Origin of the sequence: Phytohabitans flavus (assembly GCF_011764545.1) — a bacterium.
In the GTDB taxonomy this organism is placed as follows: Bacteria; Actinomycetota; Actinomycetes; order Mycobacteriales; family Micromonosporaceae; genus Phytohabitans; species Phytohabitans flavus.
The window spans coordinates 2,564,467-2,585,321 of the sequence record NZ_AP022870.1; the positions used below are offsets into that span (position 1 = coordinate 2,564,467).

The 20,855-nt window shown below is 71.4% G+C and carries 21 protein-coding genes and 2 pseudogenes; 11 read left to right on the forward strand and 12 right to left on the reverse strand.

Annotated features, from left to right (window positions below):
• Positions 1–9 precede the first annotated feature (9 nt).
• The gene (locus Pflav_RS11065; protein WP_173035952.1) at positions 10–1,347 is read right to left on the reverse strand and encodes a 6-phospho-beta-glucosidase; all 1,338 of its coding nucleotides are present in this window, start codon (positions 1,345–1,347) and stop codon (positions 10–12) included.
• A gap of 4 nt (positions 1,348–1,351) precedes the next feature.
• On the reverse strand, positions 1,352–2,443 hold the full coding sequence (locus Pflav_RS11070; protein WP_173035953.1) for an AI-2E family transporter: 1,092 nt from the start codon (positions 2,441–2,443) through the stop codon (positions 1,352–1,354).
• A gap of 197 nt (positions 2,444–2,640) precedes the next feature.
• Here Pflav_RS11070 and Pflav_RS11075 point away from each other — a divergent pair, with 197 nt between their 5' ends.
• The 5 genes and pseudogenes from Pflav_RS11075 (at position 2,641) to Pflav_RS11095 (ending at position 7,145) form a co-directional block, all read left to right on the forward strand.
• On the forward strand, positions 2,641–2,982 hold the full coding sequence (locus Pflav_RS11075; RefSeq protein ID WP_173035955.1) for a YciI family protein: 342 nt from the start codon (positions 2,641–2,643) through the stop codon (positions 2,980–2,982).
• Positions 2,983–3,386: 404 nt separating this feature from the next.
• A pseudogene (locus tag Pflav_RS48625) lies at positions 3,387–3,827 on the forward strand (transglutaminase-like domain-containing protein); the annotation flags it as partial.
• Between the two features lie 103 nt (positions 3,828–3,930).
• The gene (locus tag Pflav_RS11085) at positions 3,931–4,263 is read left to right on the forward strand and encodes a YciI family protein (protein WP_173035959.1); all 333 of its coding nucleotides are present in this window, start codon (positions 3,931–3,933) and stop codon (positions 4,261–4,263) included.
• Positions 4,256–5,500 (forward strand): RNA polymerase sigma factor, encoded by a 1,245-nt coding sequence (locus Pflav_RS11090; RefSeq protein ID WP_173035961.1) that lies wholly within the window; start codon positions 4,256–4,258, stop codon positions 5,498–5,500. The genes Pflav_RS11085 and Pflav_RS11090 overlap by 8 nt, the downstream gene beginning before the upstream one ends.
• Before the next feature lie 169 nt (positions 5,501–5,669).
• A complete protein-coding gene (locus Pflav_RS11095) occupies positions 5,670–7,145 on the forward strand; it encodes a vWA domain-containing protein (RefSeq protein WP_173035963.1) in 1,476 nt (491 codons plus the stop codon).
• Positions 7,146–7,152: 7 nt separating this feature from the next.
• Here the strand turns inward: Pflav_RS11095 and Pflav_RS11100 are convergent, their stop codons facing one another.
• Entirely contained in the window at positions 7,153–7,596 is a 444-nt protein-coding gene (locus Pflav_RS11100; RefSeq protein ID WP_173035965.1) for a DUF3592 domain-containing protein, read from the reverse strand.
• Between the two features lie 194 nt (positions 7,597–7,790).
• On the opposite strand from Pflav_RS11100, the gene Pflav_RS11105 reads away from it, so the two are divergent.
• Entirely contained in the window at positions 7,791–8,531 is a 741-nt protein-coding gene (locus Pflav_RS11105) for a TIGR03089 family protein (protein ID WP_173035967.1), read from the forward strand.
• A 114-nt stretch (positions 8,532–8,645) separates the two neighbouring features.
• Here Pflav_RS11105 and Pflav_RS11110 read toward each other — a convergent pair whose 3' ends face one another.
• Positions 8,646–9,998: a transaminase gene (locus Pflav_RS11110; RefSeq protein ID WP_173035969.1), complete on the reverse strand. Its 1,353-nt coding sequence runs from the start codon at positions 9,996–9,998 to the stop codon at positions 8,646–8,648.
• 118 nt (positions 9,999–10,116) lie between these two features.
• Between Pflav_RS11110 and Pflav_RS11115 the strand changes: the two genes are divergently transcribed.
• The gene (locus Pflav_RS11115) at positions 10,117–10,275 is read left to right on the forward strand and encodes a hypothetical protein (protein WP_173035971.1); all 159 of its coding nucleotides are present in this window, start codon (positions 10,117–10,119) and stop codon (positions 10,273–10,275) included.
• Positions 10,276–10,282: 7 nt separating this feature from the next.
• Here Pflav_RS11115 and Pflav_RS11120 read toward each other — a convergent pair whose 3' ends face one another.
• On the reverse strand, positions 10,283–10,849 hold the full coding sequence (locus tag Pflav_RS11120; protein ID WP_173035973.1) for a TIGR03086 family metal-binding protein: 567 nt from the start codon (positions 10,847–10,849) through the stop codon (positions 10,283–10,285).
• Positions 10,850–10,915: 66 nt separating this feature from the next.
• Here Pflav_RS11120 and Pflav_RS11125 point away from each other — a divergent pair, with 66 nt between their 5' ends.
• Positions 10,916–11,692, forward strand: coding sequence for an AraC family transcriptional regulator (locus Pflav_RS11125; RefSeq protein ID WP_173035975.1), 777 nt, complete (start codon positions 10,916–10,918; stop codon positions 11,690–11,692).
• A gap of 127 nt (positions 11,693–11,819) precedes the next feature.
• Positions 11,820–12,599, forward strand: coding sequence for a YaaA family protein (locus tag Pflav_RS11130; RefSeq protein ID WP_173035977.1), 780 nt, complete (start codon positions 11,820–11,822; stop codon positions 12,597–12,599).
• Positions 12,600–12,652: 53 nt separating this feature from the next.
• Here Pflav_RS11130 and Pflav_RS11135 read toward each other — a convergent pair.
• Positions 12,653–12,961, reverse strand: a pseudogene (locus Pflav_RS11135) (response regulator transcription factor); the annotation flags it as partial.
• On the opposite strand from Pflav_RS11135, the gene Pflav_RS45260 reads away from it, so the two are divergent.
• Positions 12,954–13,097: a hypothetical protein gene (locus Pflav_RS45260; protein WP_173035979.1), complete on the forward strand. Its 144-nt coding sequence runs from the start codon at positions 12,954–12,956 to the stop codon at positions 13,095–13,097. The pseudogene Pflav_RS11135 and the gene Pflav_RS45260 sit on opposite strands and share 8 nt — an antisense overlap.
• A gap of 28 nt (positions 13,098–13,125) precedes the next feature.
• Here Pflav_RS45260 and Pflav_RS11145 read toward each other — a convergent pair whose 3' ends face one another.
• Both Pflav_RS11145 and Pflav_RS11150 read right to left on the reverse strand, forming a co-directional pair.
• Positions 13,126–14,235, reverse strand: a complete 1,110-nt coding sequence (locus Pflav_RS11145; RefSeq protein WP_173035981.1) for a glycosyltransferase family 4 protein — start codon at positions 14,233–14,235, stop codon at positions 13,126–13,128.
• Positions 14,236–14,238: 3 nt separating this feature from the next.
• Positions 14,239–14,637 carry a hypothetical protein gene (locus tag Pflav_RS11150; protein ID WP_173035983.1) on the reverse strand — a complete coding sequence of 133 codons (399 nt, stop codon included), beginning with the start codon at positions 14,635–14,637 and terminating at the stop codon, positions 14,239–14,241.
• Between the two features lie 378 nt (positions 14,638–15,015).
• Here Pflav_RS11150 and Pflav_RS11155 point away from each other — a divergent pair, with 378 nt between their 5' ends.
• The gene (locus Pflav_RS11155; RefSeq protein ID WP_173035984.1) at positions 15,016–15,168 is read left to right on the forward strand and encodes a hypothetical protein; all 153 of its coding nucleotides are present in this window, start codon (positions 15,016–15,018) and stop codon (positions 15,166–15,168) included.
• Positions 15,169–15,204: 36 nt separating this feature from the next.
• On the opposite strand, the gene araA is transcribed toward Pflav_RS11155, so the two are convergent.
• From araA to chvE, 4 genes are all read right to left on the reverse strand, one after another.
• Positions 15,205–16,716: an L-arabinose isomerase gene (araA, locus tag Pflav_RS11160; protein WP_173035986.1), complete on the reverse strand. Its 1,512-nt coding sequence runs from the start codon at positions 16,714–16,716 to the stop codon at positions 15,205–15,207.
• 96 nt (positions 16,717–16,812) lie between these two features.
• Positions 16,813–18,054, reverse strand: a complete 1,242-nt coding sequence (gene mmsB, locus Pflav_RS11165; protein WP_173035988.1) for a multiple monosaccharide ABC transporter permease — start codon at positions 18,052–18,054, stop codon at positions 16,813–16,815.
• Complete coding sequence (gene mmsA / locus Pflav_RS11170) at positions 18,051–19,568, reverse strand: multiple monosaccharide ABC transporter ATP-binding protein (protein WP_197938946.1); 1,518 nt, start codon at positions 19,566–19,568, stop codon at positions 18,051–18,053. Before mmsA ends, mmsB begins: the two co-directional genes overlap by 4 nt.
• 86 nt (positions 19,569–19,654) lie before the next feature.
• Positions 19,655–20,794 carry a multiple monosaccharide ABC transporter substrate-binding protein gene (gene chvE / locus Pflav_RS11175; RefSeq protein ID WP_173035992.1) on the reverse strand — a complete coding sequence of 380 codons (1,140 nt, stop codon included), beginning with the start codon at positions 20,792–20,794 and terminating at the stop codon, positions 19,655–19,657.
• Positions 20,795–20,855: the final 61 nt, after the last annotated feature.

A 20,855-nucleotide genomic window follows, 5' to 3' on the forward strand; every position in this document is an offset into this window, starting at 1 on the left:
GCGGCCTCCTCAGCTCAGATACGCCAGCTGCGGGTGATGTCGGATGTACGCGTCGAGCAGGCGCCGGGCGACCGTGACCGAGTCGACCAGCGGGTGCAGCGCGATGGCCTGGAGAGCCGCCGCGCGGGAGCCGGTGTCCGCGGCCTCGATCGTCGCCCGCTCCACCGCCTTGACACCGCACACGAGCCCGGCCGCGTGCTCGGGCAGCGGGTCCACCGGAAGCGGGTGGGCGCCGGCTGCGTCGACCGCGCAGGGCACCTCGACGACCGCGTCGCCGTCGAGGATGCCGAGCGTGCCGCGGTTGCGGACGTTGAGGATCAGCGTGGTGCGCTCGTCGTGGGCGATGGCGCGCATGAGGGCGAGCGCGACCCGCTCGTAGCCGCCGCCGTCGAGGTCGCGGGAGTCGCGCGGGCCGGCGCCGGTGGCGGCCCGGCTCTCCGCGCCGTACGTCCGCTCGCGCTCCAGGCGGGCTTCCTCCCAGACGGCCAGCGCCGAGCCGGCACCGCCGGCGGCCGAGTAGAAGCGCTCCTGCTGGTTCAGGAGGAGGGCACCGCGGGTCCGCTCGCTCGCCCGCCCGGCGGCGACCGCCTCGCGCGTGTAGTAGTAGTGGTGCAGGTACTCGTTGGGCAGCGTGCCGAGCGTGCGCAGCCAGTCGGCGCCGAAGAGCCTGCCCTCCTCGAACGAGGCGAGCGCCTCCGGGTCGGCCAGCAGCCGGGGCAGGTGGTCGACCCCGCCGGCGTACACCGCGCGCAGCCAGCCCAGGTGGTTGAGGCCGGCGTAGTCGAACCGGACCTCGGCGGGGTCCAGGCCGAGCGCCCACGCGACGCGGCGGACCAGCCCGACCGGTGTGTCGCAGATGCCGATGACCCGGTCGCCGAGGTGCGCGGCCATCGCCTCGGTCACGACGCCGGCCGGGTTGGTGAAGTTGACGACCCACGCCTCCGGCGCCAGGGCGGCGACTCGCCGGGCGATGCCGGTCGCGACGGGCAGGGTGCGCAGCGCGTACGACACGCCGCCGGCGCCGACCGTCTCCTGGCCGAGCACGCCCTCCTCCAGGGCCAACCGCTCGTCGGCCGCGCGGCCGGCCATGCCGCCGACCCGGATCGCGGAGAAGACGAAGTTGGTACCGCGGACGGCCTCGTCCAGGTCGGTGGTGGCGGTGACGCCGGGCGGGGCGGCGACGCCCTCGGCCTGCTCGGCGAGGACCCGCCGGATCGCCGCCAGCCGGCCGGCGTCGACGTCGTGCAGGACGACGTCGGTGACCCGCCCGTCCCGGACATCGTCGAGGAGGGCCCGATACACAAGCGGGACACGGAAGCCGCCACCGCCGAGGATGGTCAGCCGCATGCGGCTAAGTATCACTCGACTTTTGCTTAGGGCCGATCGGTCGTTGGTCGCCGAGCCGCGCTTTGTGCGCCTCCCACATGTCGCGGCCGATGATCTGGATCATGCTGGCGACCGGGATGGCCAGGAGCGCGCCGAGGATGCCGGCCAGCTGGGCCGCGAGCAGGACCGCGATAAGCACGGTGAGCGGGCTCAGCTTGACCGTCCGGGAGAAGACAACGGGCTGTAGCAGGTGGTTCTCCAGCTGCTGGTACACGATGAAGAAAGCGATCAGGACGATGCCGGCGACGACCGAGTGGGTGAAGCCGGCGAGTATGGCGACGGTGGCGCCGATGGTGGCGCCGACGAGCGGGAGGAGGTCGGCGATCGCCACGAACAGTGCGATCAACCCGGCGAACGGCACACCGAGGATGAACAGGACGATAAAGGTGAGTACGCCGGCGACGAGGCTGATCAGCAGGTTGCCGGTGATGTATCCGGTGATGGTCCGGGCGCAGGCCGACCCGACCCGCCGGATCCGCCCGGCCAGCCGCGGTTCGAAGGCGCCGAGGAACCCGTCGACGAGCCTCGGCGCCTGGAGCACCATCAGGTAGGCGAGCACGAAGACGCTGATGGCGCCGATGACCGTCGCCGCGATCCCGGTCAGGAACGCGATCGCGGGCGGGGCGAGGTCGGTCGCGCGCTGGCGGATCTGTTCGGAGTGGCTTTCGACGTAGTCCAGGACGTGGAACCGCTCGGCCAGGCGGCCGGCCGGGCCTCGGCCCGCCTTGACATCCTGGGCGATCTGGGGAAGGTCGTCGTACAGCTGGATCCCCTCGCGGATCAGCGGCACCACGAGCGCCGCCACCAGCCCCGCGAGCAGCAGGGAGACCGCGAGGAACACCATCAGCGCGGCCAGCCACCGCCGGCACCACGCCAGCTTTCGCTCCGTCCAGCTGACCGCGGGGTAGAGGGCCACCGCGAAGAACGCGGCGACGATGATCCAGACAAGCACGCGGGCGGTGTGCGTGATGAAAAAGATCAGCAGCGCCGTCAACAGCAGCAGGCCGATGACGACCAGCGTGTGCCGGGCGGTGGTGCGTGTGTCGGCCGAAACCATGTTGCCGGCTACCCGCGAAGCACGCGGTCAACCGTCGGTGCCCCGCCCGCTGCGGTGGCTGCGGCGTAGCTCCGGAGGCATACCGCCGTACGTTCCAGAGCGCGCGGAAATAATGTTTTGGCGGGCTGTCGATTCCGGCCGACCCCGTCCGTCGGCGAGACGTAGGAACACAAAGAACGAGAAACCAGGAGCAGACGATGCCGCAGTACGCCATCCTCATCCACTCGCCCGCGCCGGCCGACCCGATGACCATCACGCCGGAGTACCTTGAGCAGCTCGATCGCTACCCGGCCCAGGTCACCGAGCTGGGCGGCAATATCGTGACCGGCTTCGCGCTGGAGCCGAGCACCAGGGCCACCTCGATCCGGGGTGACGTGGTCACCGACGGGCCGTTCATCGAGGCCAAGGAGGTCGTGGCCGGGTTCTTCATCCTGGAGGCGCCCGACTACGACACCGCGGTGGCGATCGCCAAGCTCAACCCGGCCACGATCGACGGCGGCGTGGAGGTGCGGCCGCTGTTCTTCCCGCCGGCGGAGTAGCACCGCGGTGCTACCGCCAGACGAGTAGCGTGCGCTCGCTGTACGGCTGGCCGACAATTGCGGCCATGCGGGTTGCCAGCACCCTGTCGTACGACGTCGCCGGGCCGGCGGAGGTCGCCTTCCAGGTGGCCGTCGCCGGCCCCGTCACGTCCGAGGTCCTGACCGTCACGCTCGACGGCGCCGCCGTGCCGGTGACCGCGGTCGACCGTACCCACCTGGTGCGCGTCGGGGCGACGGGGCGGCTTGTCGCCGCCTACGCGGCGGAGCTGCCCGACCGCCGGGAAGGACCCCCGCCGCCCTCCGACCGTGACCGGCTCGTCGCGCTGCGGCCGAGCCGCTACTGCCCGTCCGACCGGCTCGCCGGGTACGCCACAAGTCGCTTCGGCACGCTCTCCGGCGCGGATGCGGTACGAGCCATCGTGGATCACGTGCACCGGCACCTGGTGTACACCCTGGGAGCGAGCGGGCCCACGACGGACGCCGCGGACACGCTGCTGGCCGGCCAGGGGGTGTGCCGCGACTACGCCCACCTGGTCGCCACCCTGTGCCGGGCGGTCGACGTGCCGGCCCGGGTCGCCGCCGTGTACGCGCCCGGCCTCGACCCCATGGACTTCCACCTCGTCGCCGAGACCGCGCTCGACGGCGGCTGGTGGGTGTGGGACGCGACCCGGCTGGCGCCGCGCCCGGCGCTCGCGCGGATCGCGACGGGGCGGGACGCGGCGGACGTCGCGTTCGCCACGATGCTCACCGGCACGCTCAACCCGATCGGCCAGGAGATCGTCGCGACGACCGCCGCCGACCTGCCCGAAGACGACCACACGTCGCTGGTCGCGCTGCCCGGCTGAAATTTTCGACGTTTCCGGGTGCCGGCTGTCCGGATTCGCGCGGACCGTTCGTCAGGGTGGTGAGATCCAGACGAGTGAGATCCAGACGAGGAGGAGAGCTGAGATGAAGTACATGATGTTTGTCTGCACCGACACCGAGCCGGACACCGACAAGAGCGCCGAGCCGGACATCGAGGTATGGGTGGCGGAAAACGACGCGAGCGGCCGCCGCCTCGACGGGTACCAGCTCGCGTCGGTCAACGCCGCGACGACGGTGCGGGTGCGCAACGGCGAGCTGCTGGTGTCGGACGGGCCGTTCGCCGAGACCAAGGAGGTGATCGTGGGCTACGACCTGCTGGAGTGTGCCGACCTGGACGAGGCGATCGAGATCGCCCGGGCCCACCCGATGGCGCGGGCCGGGCGGATCGAGCTGCGCCCGTTCGCCGACCTTGGCTGACGGCGGCGCCGTCCGGGCCGCGCCCGCGGTAGCGGCGGAGGCCGCCGCGCACGCGGCGCGGGACTCGCATGCCCAGATCGTCGCGACGCTCATCCGCGTGACCGGCGACTGGACGCTCGCGGAGGACTGCGCCCAGGAGGCCCTCGTGCAGGCCCTCCAGCGCTGGCCGGCTGCCGGCGTCCCCGCCAACCCGGCGGCCTGGCTCATGACCGTGGCCCGCAACCGGGCGACCGACGTCCTGCGCCGCGCCACCGTGGAACGCCGGAAGCTACAAGAGCTCGCCACCCTCGCGCCCACCGACGCGGAATCGCCGGCGGCGGGAGAGGAGGAGGTCGTGGACGACCGGCTGCGGCTCATCTTCACCTGCTGCCACCCCGCGCTCGCCCTCGACGCCCGGGTGGCGCTCACGCTCCGGACGATCTGCGGGATCCCGACCACCGACATCGCGCGCGCGTTGCTGGTCACGGAGTCGACCATGACCCGCCGCCTCACGCGAGCCAAGACGAAGATCGCGGACGCCCGTATCCCGTACCGCGTGCCGTCCGGCCCGGCCCTCGCCGAGCGGCTGCCCGGCGTGCTGGCCGTGCTGTACCTGCTCTTCACCCGTGGGTACAACGCGGACGGTGAGCCGGCGTTCGCGGACGAGGCGATCAGGCTGGTCCGGCTGCTGGACGACCTGATGCCCGGACAGCCCGAGATCTCGGCGCTGCTCGCCCTCTTCCTCTTCCAGCACTCCCGCCGCGATGCCCGCCGCGACGGCGACGGCAACCTGGTGCCCCTCGACCGGCAGGACCGCGACCGCTGGGACCACGCCGCGATCGCGGAAGGGCTGGCCGTGCTGGGCCGGGTGCGGGAGGACGGCCCGTACGCGCTCCAGTCCCGCATCGCCGCCTGCCACGCGACCGCCACCTCGTTCGACGCCACCGACTGGCCGGCGATCGCCGCTTGGTACGACGCACTGGCCGCCCGCTCGGCGTCGCCGGTGGTGGCACTCAACCGTGCGGTCGCGCACGGCTACGCGTACGGGCCGGCGGCTGGGCTGGCGTTGCTCGCCGAGGCGCGGGCGGGTGGGGCGCTGGACGGGTACCCGCTCGCGGTGGCCGCCGAGGCCGACCTCACCGCCCGCCAAGGCGACCGGGAGCGGGCGGCGGCGCTCTTCCGGGAGGCCGCCGCGCGGACCCACGCCGAGCCCGAACGCCGCGCACTCCTCGACCGCGCCGCCGACCTTTCTCAGTAGCACCGCGCGGCCTGCGGTCTCACTCGCAACCATGGTCCGATCACGGCTTCCGTACGACCCGGTCACGAGGCTCACGCTTGAGTATCGGCTTGGCTACGGCGGAGTCCTCCCTGCCCTTCGACCTGTCCCAATTGCCATCAGGTCACCCGTACACGGGGAGGGAAGGAAGATGGTCAAGCTTAGACAGTTCGCGTTGGTCGTGGGGGTCGCCGCGGTGCTGGGCGTCGCGGCATGCGGGGGAGGCGGGCGCAGCGACAGCCTCGTCGCACCGGAGCCGTTGCCGGACCGGCACGGCCCGGCCACCCCGCGCACGGACCGGGACGGCGAGACGAGCGTCACGGACGATCCACAGTCGACATTCGCGATCGACGTGGACACCGCGTCGTACGGCTACGCCCGCCGGCTCATCACCGAGGGCCGCAAGCCGGATGCCAGCCAGGTACGGCCGGAGGAGTTCGTCAACTCGTTCGAACAGGACTACCCCGAGCCGAGCGGTGACGGCTTCGCGGTGCACCTCGACGGCGCGCGGTTCCCGGAGTTCCACGAGGCCGGCACCGATACCCGGCTGATGCGGGTGGGCCTGCGCACGCGCGGCGAGGACCCCACGACGCGGGAGGACGCCGCGCTGACGTTCGTGGTCGACGTCTCCGGCTCGATGGCCGAGCCCGGCCGGCTCGACCTGGTACAGGACTCCCTGCACACGCTCATCGACGAGCTGCGCCCGACCGATTCGGTGGCGATCGTGGCGTTCAGCGGCGAGGCGGAAGTGGTCACCGAGATGACCCCCGTCTCGGACGCGCGTGCCCTCCACGAAGCGGTCGACGCGCTGCGCACGCGGAGTAGCACCAACCTCGAAGCCGGGCTTGTACTCGGGTACCAGGTGGCGCGCGAGGGCTTCCGGCCCGGCCGTACCAACCGGGTGATCGTGCTCTCCGACGGGCTGGCGAACACCGGCGACACCGACGCCGACGCGATCCTGCGGCGCGTGAGCGAGGAGGCCGGCAAGCAGATCGCGCTGCTCGGCGTCGGCGTGGGCAGCGAGTACGGCGACGCGCTCATGGAGCGGCTCGCCGACCGCGGCGACGGCTTCGTCGTGTACGTCAGCGAACGCGAGCAGGCCCGCGGGGTCTTCGTCCGCGAGCTTCCGGCCACGCTCGCGGTACGGGCACTGGACGCTAAGGTCCAGGTTACCTTCGACCCGGCAGCCGTTCGTTCGTACCGCCTGATCGGCTACGAGAACCGCGCGATCGCCGACGAGGACTTCCGCGACGACCGGGTCGACGGCGGCGAGGTGGGCCCGGGCCACAGCGTGACCGCGCTGTACGCGGTGCGGCTCACCGCCGAGGCGGCCGGAAACGCGCGGGTGGCCCAGGTGCGGGCGCGCTGGCTGGATCCGGGCTCGCGGGACGCGGCCGAGGTGTACGAGTCCCTCACCGTCGCCGACCTGGGCGCCCGGTTCGACGCCGCCGGGCCACGGCTGCGGATGTCTTACGCCGCCGGCTATTTCGCCGAGGCGCTGCGCGGAAGCGGTGTGGTGTCACTCGGATCGCTCGCTCCCGTGGCCCGCCGGGCCGGCGACGACACCCGCGACCCCGCAGTGGACGACCTCGCCTCGCTCATCGGTCGCGCCGCCGAGCTGGACTGAGCCCGCCTCACCGCGCGCGGCGGGTGGCCCGCAGCAGCACGTAGGCGCCCGCCGCGAGCAGCACCAGGCCCACTCCGCCGGTGGCCAGGCCGATCCAGGCGGGCGTCTCGACCACGGTCGTGCCGCCGTTGTACCGCACGCGGACCGGCGCGCCGGGCACATACTGATCGCCGTCGAGGTCAAGCTGGGCGGTGCGGGTGTGCTCACCGTCCATCCAGGACACTTCACACCGCTGCCGGTACGTCCGGGTGCCCGACGTCCCGGTGCGGTTCGAGACGGTGGTGCACGACTGTACGGTGCCCGTGGCCGACGGCCACGTCTGGCTGGCGGTCAGCGTCGCGCCGACGATGGCCGCGACGACGCCGACCAGGATCACCAGGATGCCGGCGGCGACGCGGAACAGCCGGATCCGCCGTGCGACGCGGGCCGCCGGCGATAGCGGGTCGCTCATGATCCGAGACCCTAGGGCCGGGACGTGGGTGGCCGGATCCGACATCCGGCCCGCACTCGCTGGACCGTCGGCGCAGGTCCGCGACCGCTATCGACCGGCGAGTAGCGGCGCGCCGTCACCGTTCTGCGTTGTCAGCCCCGGTTGGGCCGGACCGCCGCCGTCGCGGGCCCGTGCCCGCGCATAGGGTGGGCGGCATGTTGCCCCACAGCCTCACCGTCCCGCGCGATACAAGTGCGGCGCTACTCACGTACTGCGACGACGCTACCGGCGAGCGCACCACCCTCACCGCGGTGGAACTGGGCGAGTGGGCGGCCCGCACGGCCGCGCTCCTGACCGAGGGCCGCCTGGTGGCGGGCGACCGCGCGGCCGTGCTGCTGCCGCCGCACTGGCAGACCGCCGCGGTGCTGCTCGGGGCCTGGTCGATCGGCGTCACCGTCTCGTACCGTTCGTGGGCGACCGCGGGTCTGCCGGCGGTGGGGCCGGGCGAGTACGAGCCGTTCGACGCGGTGTTCGTCTCCCGGCAGCGCCTCGACAGCTGGCTGGAGCGGGTGCCCGAGGCACGGCACCGCTTCGTGCACGACCTCGCACCCGGCGCGGCCGACGAAGTGCCCGAGGGCTACCTCGACTACATCTCCGAGGCCAGCCGCCACTCCGGCGACGTGCCGGCCCGCCAGGCGGTGCGGTACACCGACCCGGCCAGCCCGGACGGCACCACCTACCGCCAGTGGGGCGGCCTGGCCGCCGAAATCGCCACGACGCTCGGCCTCGCCCCGGGCGACCGCGTGCTGGTCGACGCCGACGCCGCGCATGTCCAGCCGGTCACCTGGCTACTCGCGCCGCTCGCGGCCGGCGCGTCGATCCTGGTCTGCGCCAACCTCGACCGCGACGAACTGGACCGGCGGGTCGCCGCCGAGGGCATCACCCACGTCCTCTGACGCGCACCCCGGCTCGCCCAGCGGCGGTCCGTTCAAGCGGAGCCGGCGCGGCGGTCACCCTCGGCCGATCGGCTCACCCGCGCGGCGGTCGCCGTCGGCCGGCGCGGCCCCGACTCAGCCGGCAAGCTCGCCCAGCGCGGCGGTGAAGATGTCGTGGTGCCGGGCCACGTCGTCGTGTGTCGTCTGTGGACAGGCCAGGGCCATGTTGTGGAACGGGGTGAGCAGGACTCCCCGGTTGGCCAGGTAGGCGTGCAGGTAGTCCTCCAGCTCCGCGTCGGCGTGCGCGGCCGACTCGCCACCGCTGCGGGGCGCGGGGGAGGCGAAGCGGTACTCCACGCGGGCGCCGAGCTGGCTGACCGACCACGGCAGCCCGTACCCCTCGATGATTTTCCGGGCTCCGGTGGCGAACCCGGTCGCCACCTCGACCATGCCCGCGAACGCCGCGTCGGTCAGCACCTCGCCCAGCGTCGCGCGGGCGGCGGTGAGGGAGAGCGGGTTGCCGGCGAGCGTGCCGCCCACGCCGCCCATGTCGACGAGGTCGAGGTCTGAGCGGCCACTCAGCGCGGCGGCGAGTTCCTCGGTGAGGCCGTACGCACCGATCGGGATGCCGCCCCCGATCGCCTTGCCGATAGTGACGACATCGGGCTGGAGGTCCCAAGCTGCGGTGGCGCCGCCCGGCCCGGCGGAGAACGTGTGCGTCTCGTCGTTGACGAGATACGTGCCGTGCTGGCGGGTCAGCTCGCGGACGCCAGCGAGATAGCCGGGCTCGGGTAGCACGATGCCGATGTTCGTGAGCGCGGGCTCCATCAGCACCGCGGCCACGTCGCCGTGGGCCAGCTCCCGCGCCAGGCCGTCGAGGTCGTTGTATTCGGCGACTCGGCTGGTCTCCGTCACGTCGTACGGGGCGCCCACGTTGCCTTCACGGCTTTGCGCCTGCCCGTCCGGCCCGACCACGATGAGCGACTCGTCGACCGAGCCGTGGTAGCAGTAGCTGTTCACGAGGATGCGCGGGCGGCCGGTCACCGCGCGCAGCAGGCGGATCGCCCACCGGTTGGCGTCCGTCGCGGTCAACGTGAAACTCCACTGTGGAACTCCGAAGCGCCGCGCCAGCTCGGCGCCGACCACGTCCGCTTCCTCGGTGGGCAGCATCGTGGCCAGTCCACCCCGCTCGGCCAGCCGCCGGGTGACCGCCTCGACCACCGGCGCGGGCGCGTGGCCGGCCATCGCGCCCGTGTCGCCTAGGCAGAAGTCGACGTACTCGTGTCCGTCCACATCGGTCACCCGCGCGCCGTACGCGGTCTCGAAGTAGATAGGGAAGCCGGCCGCGGTCTTGTTCATCCAGGTCATCGGCACGCGGCCGAAGAGGTGCCGGGCACGCTCGTACGCGGCGGCGGAGCGGGGATGCAGGTCCGCGTAGGCCGCGCGCTCGCGGGCCAGCAAGGCGGTCAGTCGGCTGCGATCGAACATCCGGAACGCTCCTCACCTGGGCTTTCACCGCAGCCTAACTGGGCATCCCGATTACTCACGACAGCGGCGCCCGCGGCTCCTACCCTTTCGGCAGGCCTTTCCGGAAGGAGTCACCCACATGTCCGCACGCCTCAGGCTGCGCCGGCTCGCCGTCGCGTCCACAGCACTCGCCGGGGCGGCGCTGATCGCCGTCGTCTCCGGCGGCGCGCAGATGCTCTCCACCGCCGCGACCGCCATCGAGTACGGCTTGATCGCCGCCCTCATCGCGGTGGCCTGAATCCGTCCTATCCCCTCGGCGACAGCGGCCGGGCCCACCGCGGGTCCCGGCCGCTCAGCCCGAGCGCACGGTCCAGCAGCGCCGCGTCCCGCGCCACCGGTACCGGGGCCGCGAAGATGCCCATCTGCCGGCCCTGCTCGCCGGTCTCCAGCACGAAGCGGTAGGTCAACTCGGCCACTTCCGGGTCGCACCGGTACTCCTGTCCGGTCGCGCGGGCCAGGTCCCACCCGTGGAGCACCGCGTCGCTGACCAGCATCGCCGCCACCACCGACGCCGGCATCTCCGCCTCGCCCACCCGCGCCATCCCCGCCCACTCGGCCGGTACCGCGGGCGCGGCCAGCGACTCGAACCGGTCGGCCCACCCGTCCGCCATCAGCTCCCGCCCCCACAACTCGCCCGGCACCGGCTCGCCCCGCCCGGCCAGGCTGAGCGCGGTGGCCACCTGGAGCAGGTGGTTGGCGAGCGTCTGTACGTCCCAGTCCCGGCACGGCGTCGGCAGCCCGAGCTGGTCCGGCTTCACACCCCGCATCACGGCCGCCGTCTCGGTGATCGCTTTCTCCAGTACATCGCGCATTGGCGAAGGCTAGACGCGGCCGTGCGGCACCGTCTTGAAGAAACGCGACGCTGCTACCGTGCCGGTATGCCGGCGATCCTGCACCCCGGCGCGGGGCTGCGAAAGTTCCGGTTCAGCACGCCCGAGGCCGCGCCGGCGCTGCGCCCGTTCGTCGCGCATTACTGGGTCGTGAGCTGGGACCTGCGCGGCGAGGAGCCGTACGAGCAGCACGTTCTCCCGTACCCCGCCGTCAACGTCACCTTCACCGCCGGCCGCTGCCGCGTCGCCGGAGTACCGCGCGGCCGCTTCTCCGAGGTGCTGCACGGCGTAGGTCGCGTGTTCGGCGCCCGCTTCCTCCCCGGCGGGTTCCGCCCGTTCCTCGACGCGCCGGTCTCGTCGATCACCGGCCGCTTCCTCCCGGTCGAGGCCGTCTTCGGCCCGGACGCGCGCGACCTCGCGGACGCCATCCGCGCCGCCGGCGACGATGCCGCCGCCACACTCATGGACGATTTCCTGGGTACCCGCGCCCCGCGCGAACCCGACCCCGCCGCCGAACTTGTCGCCGAAGTAGTGGCCCGAGTCGCGGCCGAGCCCGGCATCACCCGGGTCGACGACCTGGCGAGCGAGTTCGGTGTGGGGATGCGGCAGCTCCAGCGGCTCTTCTCGGAGTACGTCGGCGTCGGCCCCAAGTGGGTCATCCGCCGCCACCGGCTACACGAGGCCGCGGCCCGGGCCACGTCTGGCGCTACCCTCGACCTGGTAGCGCTCGCGGCTGAGCTCGGCTACAGCGACCAGGCGCACCTCACCCGCGACTTCGCCAGCCTGGTCGGCCTGCCGCCATCCCGCTACGCGAGGGCCCAGTGAGTCCCCAGCTGCGCTGGCGGTGGCTCCAGCCCGGCGTGTCCGGGCCCGGCTTGGTCGGTGGCGCCGGGGGCCGCGCGCGGTGGGCCGGGCGGCATAATGGCGACGATTCGGAGGTACCGCCAGCAACATGATCATCCTGATGCACAGCTCCAAGACCATGCGTCCGCCCACGTCCGGGCTCGCACCGACCGGCACGCCGGCCCTGCTCGACCGGGCGGAGGAGCTCGTCGCGCACCTGCGGGCCCACTCGCCGAGCGAGCTGGCCCGGGTCATGAAGGTCTCCGACGACCTCGCCGCCAAGGTGCGCGACCTGCATGATGAGTGGAGCACCAAGCCCGACCGCCAGGCGCCCGCGGCCGCCACCTTCGTGGGCGACATCTACAGCGGGCTTCAGGTCGACACCTTCAGCGCGGCCGACCGCGCGTACGCGGACCGGCACCTGCGCATCCTCTCCGGCCTTTACGGCATCCTGCGCCCCTTCGACGGCATCAGCCCGTACCGGCTGGAGATGGGCTACCGCCTCCAGCCCGGGCGGCACTCGAACCTGTACGCGTTCTGGGGCACCGCGATCGCCGAGCAGCTGCCGGCGAAGGGGCGGATCGTCAACCTCGCGGCGAACGAGTACAGCCGCACCGTCCTGCCGCACGTCGACGCCGCCCGCGTGGTCACTCCTCGCTTCCTGACCGTGGACGCGGCCTCTGGCGAGGCGAAGTTCGTGGTCGTCCACGCGAAGATCGCGCGAGGTGCCTTCGCGCGGTGGCTCGTGACCGGGCGGGTCAAGGAGGGCGCGATCCGGGAGTTCGCGGAGATCGGCTACCGGTACGACGAGGCGCTCAGCACGCCGGCCGAGCCCGCATTCGTATGCGAGGAGTTCGGCGGCAAGGGCCTGTCGGTCCGCCTGACCTGATCTCGTCTACCTCCACGTGTGGACGCCGATCTCCACCGCGGTGGGCGCGTAGGTCAACCCCGCAGGTACGCCAGCACTGCCCGCACCCGGCGGTGGTCGTCCTCCGCGGGCGGCAGGTCGAGCTTGGCGAGCAGGCTGCTGATGTGCTTGGCTACCGCCGCCTCGGTGACGAAGAGCGCGCGGGCGATCGCCGTGTTGGAACGCCCCTCCGCCATCAGCGCCAGCACCTCGCGCTCTCGCGGCGACAGGCGGGCGAGCGGGTCGCGGCGGTCCCTGATCAGCTGCCGCACCACCTCCGGGTCGACCACAGTGTGGCCGCTGGCAACCCGGTCGAGCGCCTCGACGAAGTCCACGATGTCGCCGGTCCTCGAACGCCTGCCGTGGGGCTTCCTCGCCCTGTATCTGGCGGTCGGCGCCGCGGTCGGCGTGCTCGCCGCCCTACTGCCGGCGGTTCGCGCGTCCAGGGTCGACGTTCTGCGGGCGATCTCCTATGAGTGACCGGAGCACGGCGCCGGAGCCGGCGCGGTCAGGGCTTCGGCGGGTGCGGCCGCAGCCGCCCGGCCGGGGGAGCGGCGAGCACCCGGGCCCAGAGCGACTCGTAGCGTGCCGCCATCCGATCCGCCGTGAATGCGGCCAGTGTCCGCTTCCGGGCCCGCTGGCCGAGCTGCTCCCGGGCGGCTGGATCGGAGGCAAGCCGGCTGATCGCCTTGGCGAGCGCGGCGCTGTCGCCGACCGGTACGAGGCGCCCACACCGGCCACCGTCGAGGAGTTCGGGCACGCCACCGGTGGCGCTCGCGACGCACGGCAGACCGTGCCCCATGGCCTCGATGAGGGCGAGCCCGAGCGTCTCGTAGCGGGACGGCTGACAGTAGATGTCCACGTCCCGGAGCTGTTCACTGACCTGGTCGGTCCAGCCGGTCAGCTCCACCCGGTCCGCGACACCGAGGCTCGTGGCCCGGGCCCGCAGCGCGGCCTCCTCGGCGCCCGCGCCGACCAGCCTGGCCCGCATCCCCGGCAGCCGGGGCAGCGCGTCGATCAGCACGTCCTGCCCCTTCACCGCGTCGAGCCGCCCGACGCAGCCGATCACGATCTCCCCGTTCGGGCGGCTCGCGGGTGCCGGACCCACCACTGTGGACTCCGCGATCGGCACGCCGTTGTGGATCACCTGGACCGAGCCACGGCCCAGGGCGTAGAAGTCCTCGACGCGCTTGGCGCCGTTCGCACTGACCGCGACGTTCCCGTCCAGCCGGAGCGCGAGCGCACGCGTGCGCAGCAGGAGCGCCAGGTCCACGGTGCGCGCGGCCATGTGCTGCACGGCGACCACCCGTGGCCGCCGCAGCGCGAGCGCCGTACCGAGCATCGTTGGCGACGCCCACGGCACCTCAAGGTTCGCCTGTACCAGGTCCGGGCGCACCCGCCGCAGCAGGCGTACGTGGGCCAGGGCCCCGGCCGCGGTCACGTGGCATGGCGTGCCGGGCGAATGCCCGGCCAGCCACCGCACCACTGGCTCGTCGGTGCCGGCAACGTGTACCTCGTACGTGTCGCCGAGCCCTCCGACGAGGTTGCCCAGCGCGACCTCCGCGCCGCCGATCGCGTCGACGCTGGTGTAGAGCAGGACCCGTGGCCGCCCGGCCACGCGTCAGGCGTCCTCGCGGTTGGGGTTCTCCAGCCGGAAGAAGTTGCTTTGGCGGCCGTCGCTGCGCTCCTCCTGGTACATGAAGTTCAGGTTGCGCTCGTCAAAGCTGCGAAACCAGTCGTCCCAGCTGATCCGTCGCAGCCGGCTGCCGCTGTTGCCGAGTGGAAAATCGAATGTCAGGACGCCCGCTCGATCTTCGGGCCCGGTCCCAGTAATCGTCGCCGGCGCGGCGTCTCGCCGATCCGCCCACTGCTGGATCACCTCGCGGCTGCTGGTGACCAGGCTGCGCCCTGGGCGCTCGGGCTGGTCGTCGGTCGACGTGATCTCCTGTGCGTACCGCAGCGACCGCGAGGTGTCCGGACCCGTGCGGATCCCGCCGCGCTGCCCCTTGTGCTGAGCCATCCTGCGTTCCTTTCCTCATCGTCGCTAAGCAGATGGCTACCCGCCACCGCGGATCCGATTCCTCCGTGCGGCCGCCGTTCGCCCGCGGAAACCCGAACCTCGGGCACGAACACCCCATGCAGCCGGGCGTGCCGAGGCAATGCACTCGTGGGACATACGGTCAGGATCAGGGCGTTGTCGAAGCCAGGTGACGCTGAGCTACGAGCTGGCAGCGGTCGCCGACGACCACCGGGCCGGGACCGGGCCAGTCCAATGAGGACGCGGGTACCCCGGCCACCCCCGACGCGGCCAAGCTGGCCGACGCCCGGGGCGCCGCCAGCGCGACCGCCGCCGGAGCGGGCGGTGCATAGCGGTGCCGGCCCTGGGTATCCGCGCGGCGTGAACACAGCCAATGAGCCGAACCCCTACGGCTACGCCGGTGGGGGCACGTCGCCGGACCCGCGCCTGGAGGACCTCGAGGACACGGCCGAGAGCATCACCGTGCCCGACGACCTGGCGGAGCCGATGGGCGATACCGACGACGAGCAGTAGCGGCGGAACGGCCGGCGGCGAGGGCGGTAGCCCGGGTCACAGACCCCGGGCGAGTCGGTAGTAGGCCGCGTTCCAGCGCAGCTCCTTGGCGAGGCCTCGGCGGGTGGTGTCGGCGTCGATGTGGACCAGTTCGATGCCGAGGTGGTCGGCCAGGATCTGGATCTCGTCGCCCTGTACCGCGGTGGACAGCACGGTGTGGTGCGGTCCGCCGGCGTTCAGCCAGCCCTCCGTGGCGGTGCCGAAGTCGGGGCGAGGCTGCCAGATCGCGCGGGCTACCGGCAGGTTGGGCAGCAGCTCGTCGGGCGGTACAAGGTCGATGTCGTTGGCGACCCAGCGAAACCTGTCGCCGAGGTCCGCCCAGCCGACCACGACGCCGGGGCCTGTACCGGCGGTGAACACAAGCCGGGCCGGATCCTCGCGGCCGCCGATGGACAATGGGTGCACCTCGACGCGGGGGCGTTCGCCGGCGATCGTCGGGCAGACCTCGAGCATGTGCGCGCCGAGCACCTTCGGAGTGCCGGGAGCCAGGTGGTACGTGTAGTCCTCCATGAAGGACGTGCCGCCGGGGCGGCCGGCGCCGACCACCTTGAGGACGCGCAGCAGGGCCGAGGTCTTCCAGTCGCCCTCGCCGCCGAAGCCGTACCCGGCCGCCATCAGCCGCTGCACCGCGAGGCCGGGCAGCTGGCGCAGGCCGCCGAGGTCCTCGAAGTTCGTGGTGAACGCCCCGAACCCGCCCTCACCCAGAAACTGCCGCAGCGCCGCCTCGACCCTCGCCTGGTAGCGGACGCTCTCGTGCCGGTCGCCGCCGGGGCGCAGGTCGGGCGCGATCTCGTACGCGTCCAGGTACTCGTCGACAAGCGTGTCGACCTCGCTGCTCTTGACCCCGTCGACGATCTGGACGAGGTCGTTCACGCCCCAGGTGTTGATGGATACGCCGACCCGCAGCTCGGCCTCGACCTTGTCGCCCTCGGTCACCGCGACGTCCCGCATGTTGTCGCCGAACCGGGCCAGGCGCAGCGACCGCGCCTCGGCAACCCCGGCGGCGGCGCGGGCCCAGGAGCCGATCCGGGCCGCGACGGCGGGGTCGCTCACGTGCCCGGCGACCGTGGTACGCGGTACCCGCAGCCGGGTCAGCGCGAAGCCGAACTCGCGGTCGCCGTGCGCGGCCTGGTTGAGGTTCATGAAGTCCATGTCGATCGTCGCCCAGGGCAGGGCGGCGTCGGCCTGGGTGTGCAGGTGCAGCAGCGGGCGGCGGAGCGTGTCGAGGCCGGAGATCCACATCTTGGCGGGGGAGAAGGTGTGCATCCACGCGATCACACCGATGCAGGCAGGGTCCTCGTTGGCCCGGCCCATCAGCTGGCGGATGGCATCCGCGCTGGTCAGCACCGGCTGCCAGGTGACCTTGACGGGTACGTCGCCGGCGCTGTCCAGGGCCGCCGCCACCCGCTGGGACTGCTCGGCGACCTGGCGCAGTGTCGCCTCGCCGTACAGTCCCTGGCTCCCGGTGAGAAACCAAACCTCTTTGCCGCTGTAGAAGTCGCCGGTCACGGCCGTCCTTTCGAAGTGCTCCAGAAAAATCCTCAACCAGGACGCTGCGCTGGGCGCGGCGGACGCCAGCGGCGGGGTCACGATCGGCGCGACGAATCAGCGCGTAGCCCCGGCGCGGCGCTTGTTGTAGATGTCGAATGCCACGGCCAGGAGCAGGACCAGGCCCTTCACCACGTACTGCGTCGACTGGTCGACGCCCTCGAGCTGCATGCCGTTGCTCATCACCGCCATGATCAGACCGCCGACCATCGCCCCGACGACGGTGCCGACACCGCCGGCGACGGCCGCGCCGCCGATGAACGCGGCCGCGATCGCGTCGAGCTCGAACATGTTGCCGGCGGCCGGCTGCGCCCCGTTGGAGCGCGACGAGTAGATGACGCCCGCGATGCCGGCGAGCAGCCCCATGTTCACGAAGATCCAGAAGTTGACCTTGCGGACCTTGACGCCGGAGAGGGTCGCGGCGGACAGGTTGCCGCCGATCGCGTAGATCTGGCGGCCGAAGACGGTGTTCTGCGTCATCAGCCCGTACACGATGACCAGGGCGGCCAGGATGATCAACACGATCGGCAGGCCGCGGGCGTGGGCGAGCTGCCAGGCGAAGTACATGACGACCGCGGCGACCAGCAGCACCCGCGCGACGAAGAGCGGGAACGACTCCACCGACTGCTGGTACCGGATCCGGGCGAGCCGCGTGCGGAAGACGCTCACCGCGTACCCGATGATGGCGAAAGCGGCGATGAAGAGCGTGAACGCGTCGTAACCGTGACCACCGAGCAGGCCGTTCAAGAAGCCGGTCGCGACCTTCTGGTATTCGGCCGGAAACGGCGAGAGCGAGACGTTGTCGAGCACCCGCAGCGTCAGGCCGCGGAAGAGCAGCATGCCGGCGAGCGTCACGATGAACGCGGGCATACCCACGTAGGCGACCCAGAAGCCGTGCCACGCCCCGACCGCGACGCCGACGGCGAGCGCCGCCGCGACGCCGATCCACCACGGGTACCCCTGCTGGATGACGAGCACGGCCGAGACCGCGCCGGTGAGCGCGACCACCGATCCGACCGACAGGTCGATGTGTCCGGCGATGATCAGGATCACCATGCCGATCGCGAGCACCAGGATGTACGAGTACTGGAGCACGATGTTGGTGATGTTGCCCGGACTGAGCAGCACCCCGTCGGTCAAAAACGCGAAGAGTGCCACGATGACCACGAACGCGATGTAGATGCCGCTCTGGCGCAGGTTGCGCAGGATGAGCGTGCGTGGGTCGCGGATCCCGCCGTGCAGCGCCGCCGCGGGGGCGCTGCCCTCGGACGCGGTCGGGGGCGGCTTGAGGCTGGTCATCCGGCGAGCTCCTTCTCCTTCGTCATGAGCGCCATGAGGTTTTCCTGGGTGGCCAGCTCGACCGGCAGCTCACCGGTGATCCGCCCGGCCGACAGCGTGTAGATGCGGTCGCACATGCCGAGCAGCTCGGGCAGCTCGGACGAGATCACGATGACCGCCTTGCCCTCCGCCACGAGGCGATTGATGATCGTGTAGATCTCGTACTTGGCGCCGACGTCGATGCCGCGCGTGGGTTCGTCCAGGATCAGCACGTCCGGGTCGGTGAGCAGCCACTTGGAGAGCACGACCTTCTGCTGGTTGCCGCCGGAGAGGGTGCCAACCGGGTCCATGACGCTCTGCGTCTTGATGTTCAGGTCCTGCCGGCTCTGCTCGGCGACCTTGATCTCCTCGTTGCCGTTGACCCAGCCGGCGCGCGAGAGCTTGTCGAGGGCGGCGGCGGAGACGTTGGCCCGCACGTCGGCGATGAGGTTGAGGCCGTACCGCTTGCGGTCCTCCGTCGCGTACGCGATGCCGTTGTCGATCGCCTCCGCCACGGTGCGCGCCTTGATCGGCTTGCCGTGTTTGTAGAGGCGGCCGCTGATGTCCCGCCCGTAGGCGCGGCCGAACACGCTCATCGCCAGCTCGGTGCGACCGGCGCCCATCAACCCGGCGATGCCGACGACCTCGCCGGCCCGCACGTTGAGGCTGGCGCCGTCGACGACCTTGCGGGGCTGGACCGGGTGCCACACGGTCCAGTCCTCGATCCGCAGCACCTCCTCACCCGGCGCCGACTCGCGGCTGGGGTAAAAGCTGTCCAGGTCGCGGCCGACCATGCCGCGGATGATCCGCTCCTGGGTCACGTCACCGGAGCGCATGTCGATCGTCTCGACGGTACGCCCGTCGCGGAGCACCGTCGTGGAGTCGGCGATAGCGGTGATCTCGTTCAGCTTGTGCGAGATCATGATGCAGGTGATGCCCTGGTCCCGCAGCCGCCGCAGCAGGTCGAGCAGGTGCGCGGAGTCGATGTCGTTGAGCGCGGCGGTCGGCTCGTCGAGGATCAGCAGACGCACCTCTTTGGACAGTGCTTTCGCGATCTCGACAAGCTGCTGCTTGCCGACGCCGAGCTGGATCACCGGCGAGACCGGGTTTTCGTCCAGGCCGACCGAGGCCAGCAGCCCGGCCGCGTCGGCGTTGGTGCGGTTCCAGTCGATGAAACCGGCACGCCCGCGGCGCTCGTTGCCGAGGAAGATGTTCTCCGCGATCGACAGGTACGGCACCAGCGCGAGCTCCTGGTGGATGATGACGATCCCGACCGCTTCGCTGTCCCGGATACCGCCGAAGTGCACAGCCCGCCCGTCGAAGACGATCTCACCGTCGTAGCTGCCGGCGGGGTACACACCGGACAGTACCTTCATCAGCGTGGACTTGCCCGCGCCGTTCTCCCCGCAGATCGCGTGGATCTCCCCGCGCCGGACGGCGAGCGACACGTCCTCGATCGCGGTGACACCGGGGAAGCGCTTGGTGATACCGCGCATCTGGAGCAGTACGTCGGCGTCCAATCCGTCCTCCGTTCGTGGCCCGGTGCCCGGCGGCCACCGACCGCCGGGCACCGAGTCGCGGCCTACTTGGCCTGGCCGGCGGCGACTTCCTCCGCCGTGTAGTAGCCGGAGTCGACAAGTGCGGTCTTGATGTCCTCCTTGTAGACGGTCTGAACCGGCAACAGGTAGGACGGCACGACCTTCACGCCATTGTCGTACGTCTTGGTGTCGTTCGCCTGCGGCTGCTTCTTCTGCAGGAACGCCTCCGCCGCGACGACCGCCTGCTCGGCCAGCAGCCGGGTGTCCTTGAAGATCGTGGAGTTCTGCACGCCGTCGTCGATGAGCTTGACCGAGGCGATCTCCGCGTCCTGCCCGGTCACCACCGGAATCGGGTTGGCGGCCGTGCCGTAGCCGGCGTTCTGCAGAGCGGTGATGATGCCCCGGGACAGCCCGTCGTACGGCGACAACACACCATTGACCTTCGTGCCGTCGTTGTACGTGGAGGTCAGCAGATCCTCCATCCGCTTCTGCGCGGTCTCCTGCTGCCAGCGCAGGATCGCCACCTTCTCGATGTCGGTCTGCTTCGACTTGACCACCAGCGAACCGTTGTCGATGAACGGCTTCAGCGTCTCCATCGCACCGTCGAAGAAGAAGTGCGCGTTGTTGTCGTCCAGCGACCCCGCGAACAGCTCGACGTTGAACGGCCCGGTCTTCGTGCCCTTCGCGCCGTCCTTCGTCTGCAACCCCAGACCGACCAGCAGCGCGTTGGCCTGTGCCACGCCCACCTTGAAGTTGTCGAAGCTGACGTAGAAGTCAACATTCTGGCTGTCCCGGATCAGCCGGTCGTAGGCGATCACCGGAATCTTCTTGTCCGCCGCCGCCTGAAGCTGGCCACTCAGCGCGGTGCCGTCGATGGCCGCGATGATCAGCACGTCGGCGCCCTGCGTGATCATCTGGTCGACCTGCTGCGACTGCGTCGGGATGTCGTCGCCCGCGTACTGGAGGTCGACCTTGTAGCCCTTCGCCTCCAGCTTCTCCTTCACCGAGTTGCCGTCGGCGATCCAGCGCTCCGAGGTCTGCGTCGGCATCGACACGCCGATCGTCAGGTCCTTAGGGTCCTGAGCGGACGTGTCGGTATCCCCTCCGGCGCCCTCACCGCCACAGGCCGCGAGGCTCAGGGCCAGGGCGGCGGCTCCCAGCGTGGCCAGGAGTTTTCTGTTCACGTGATCTCCCCTCCGGAACAGGTCACATCCATGGACATGATGATCAGGACGAGCACATTGT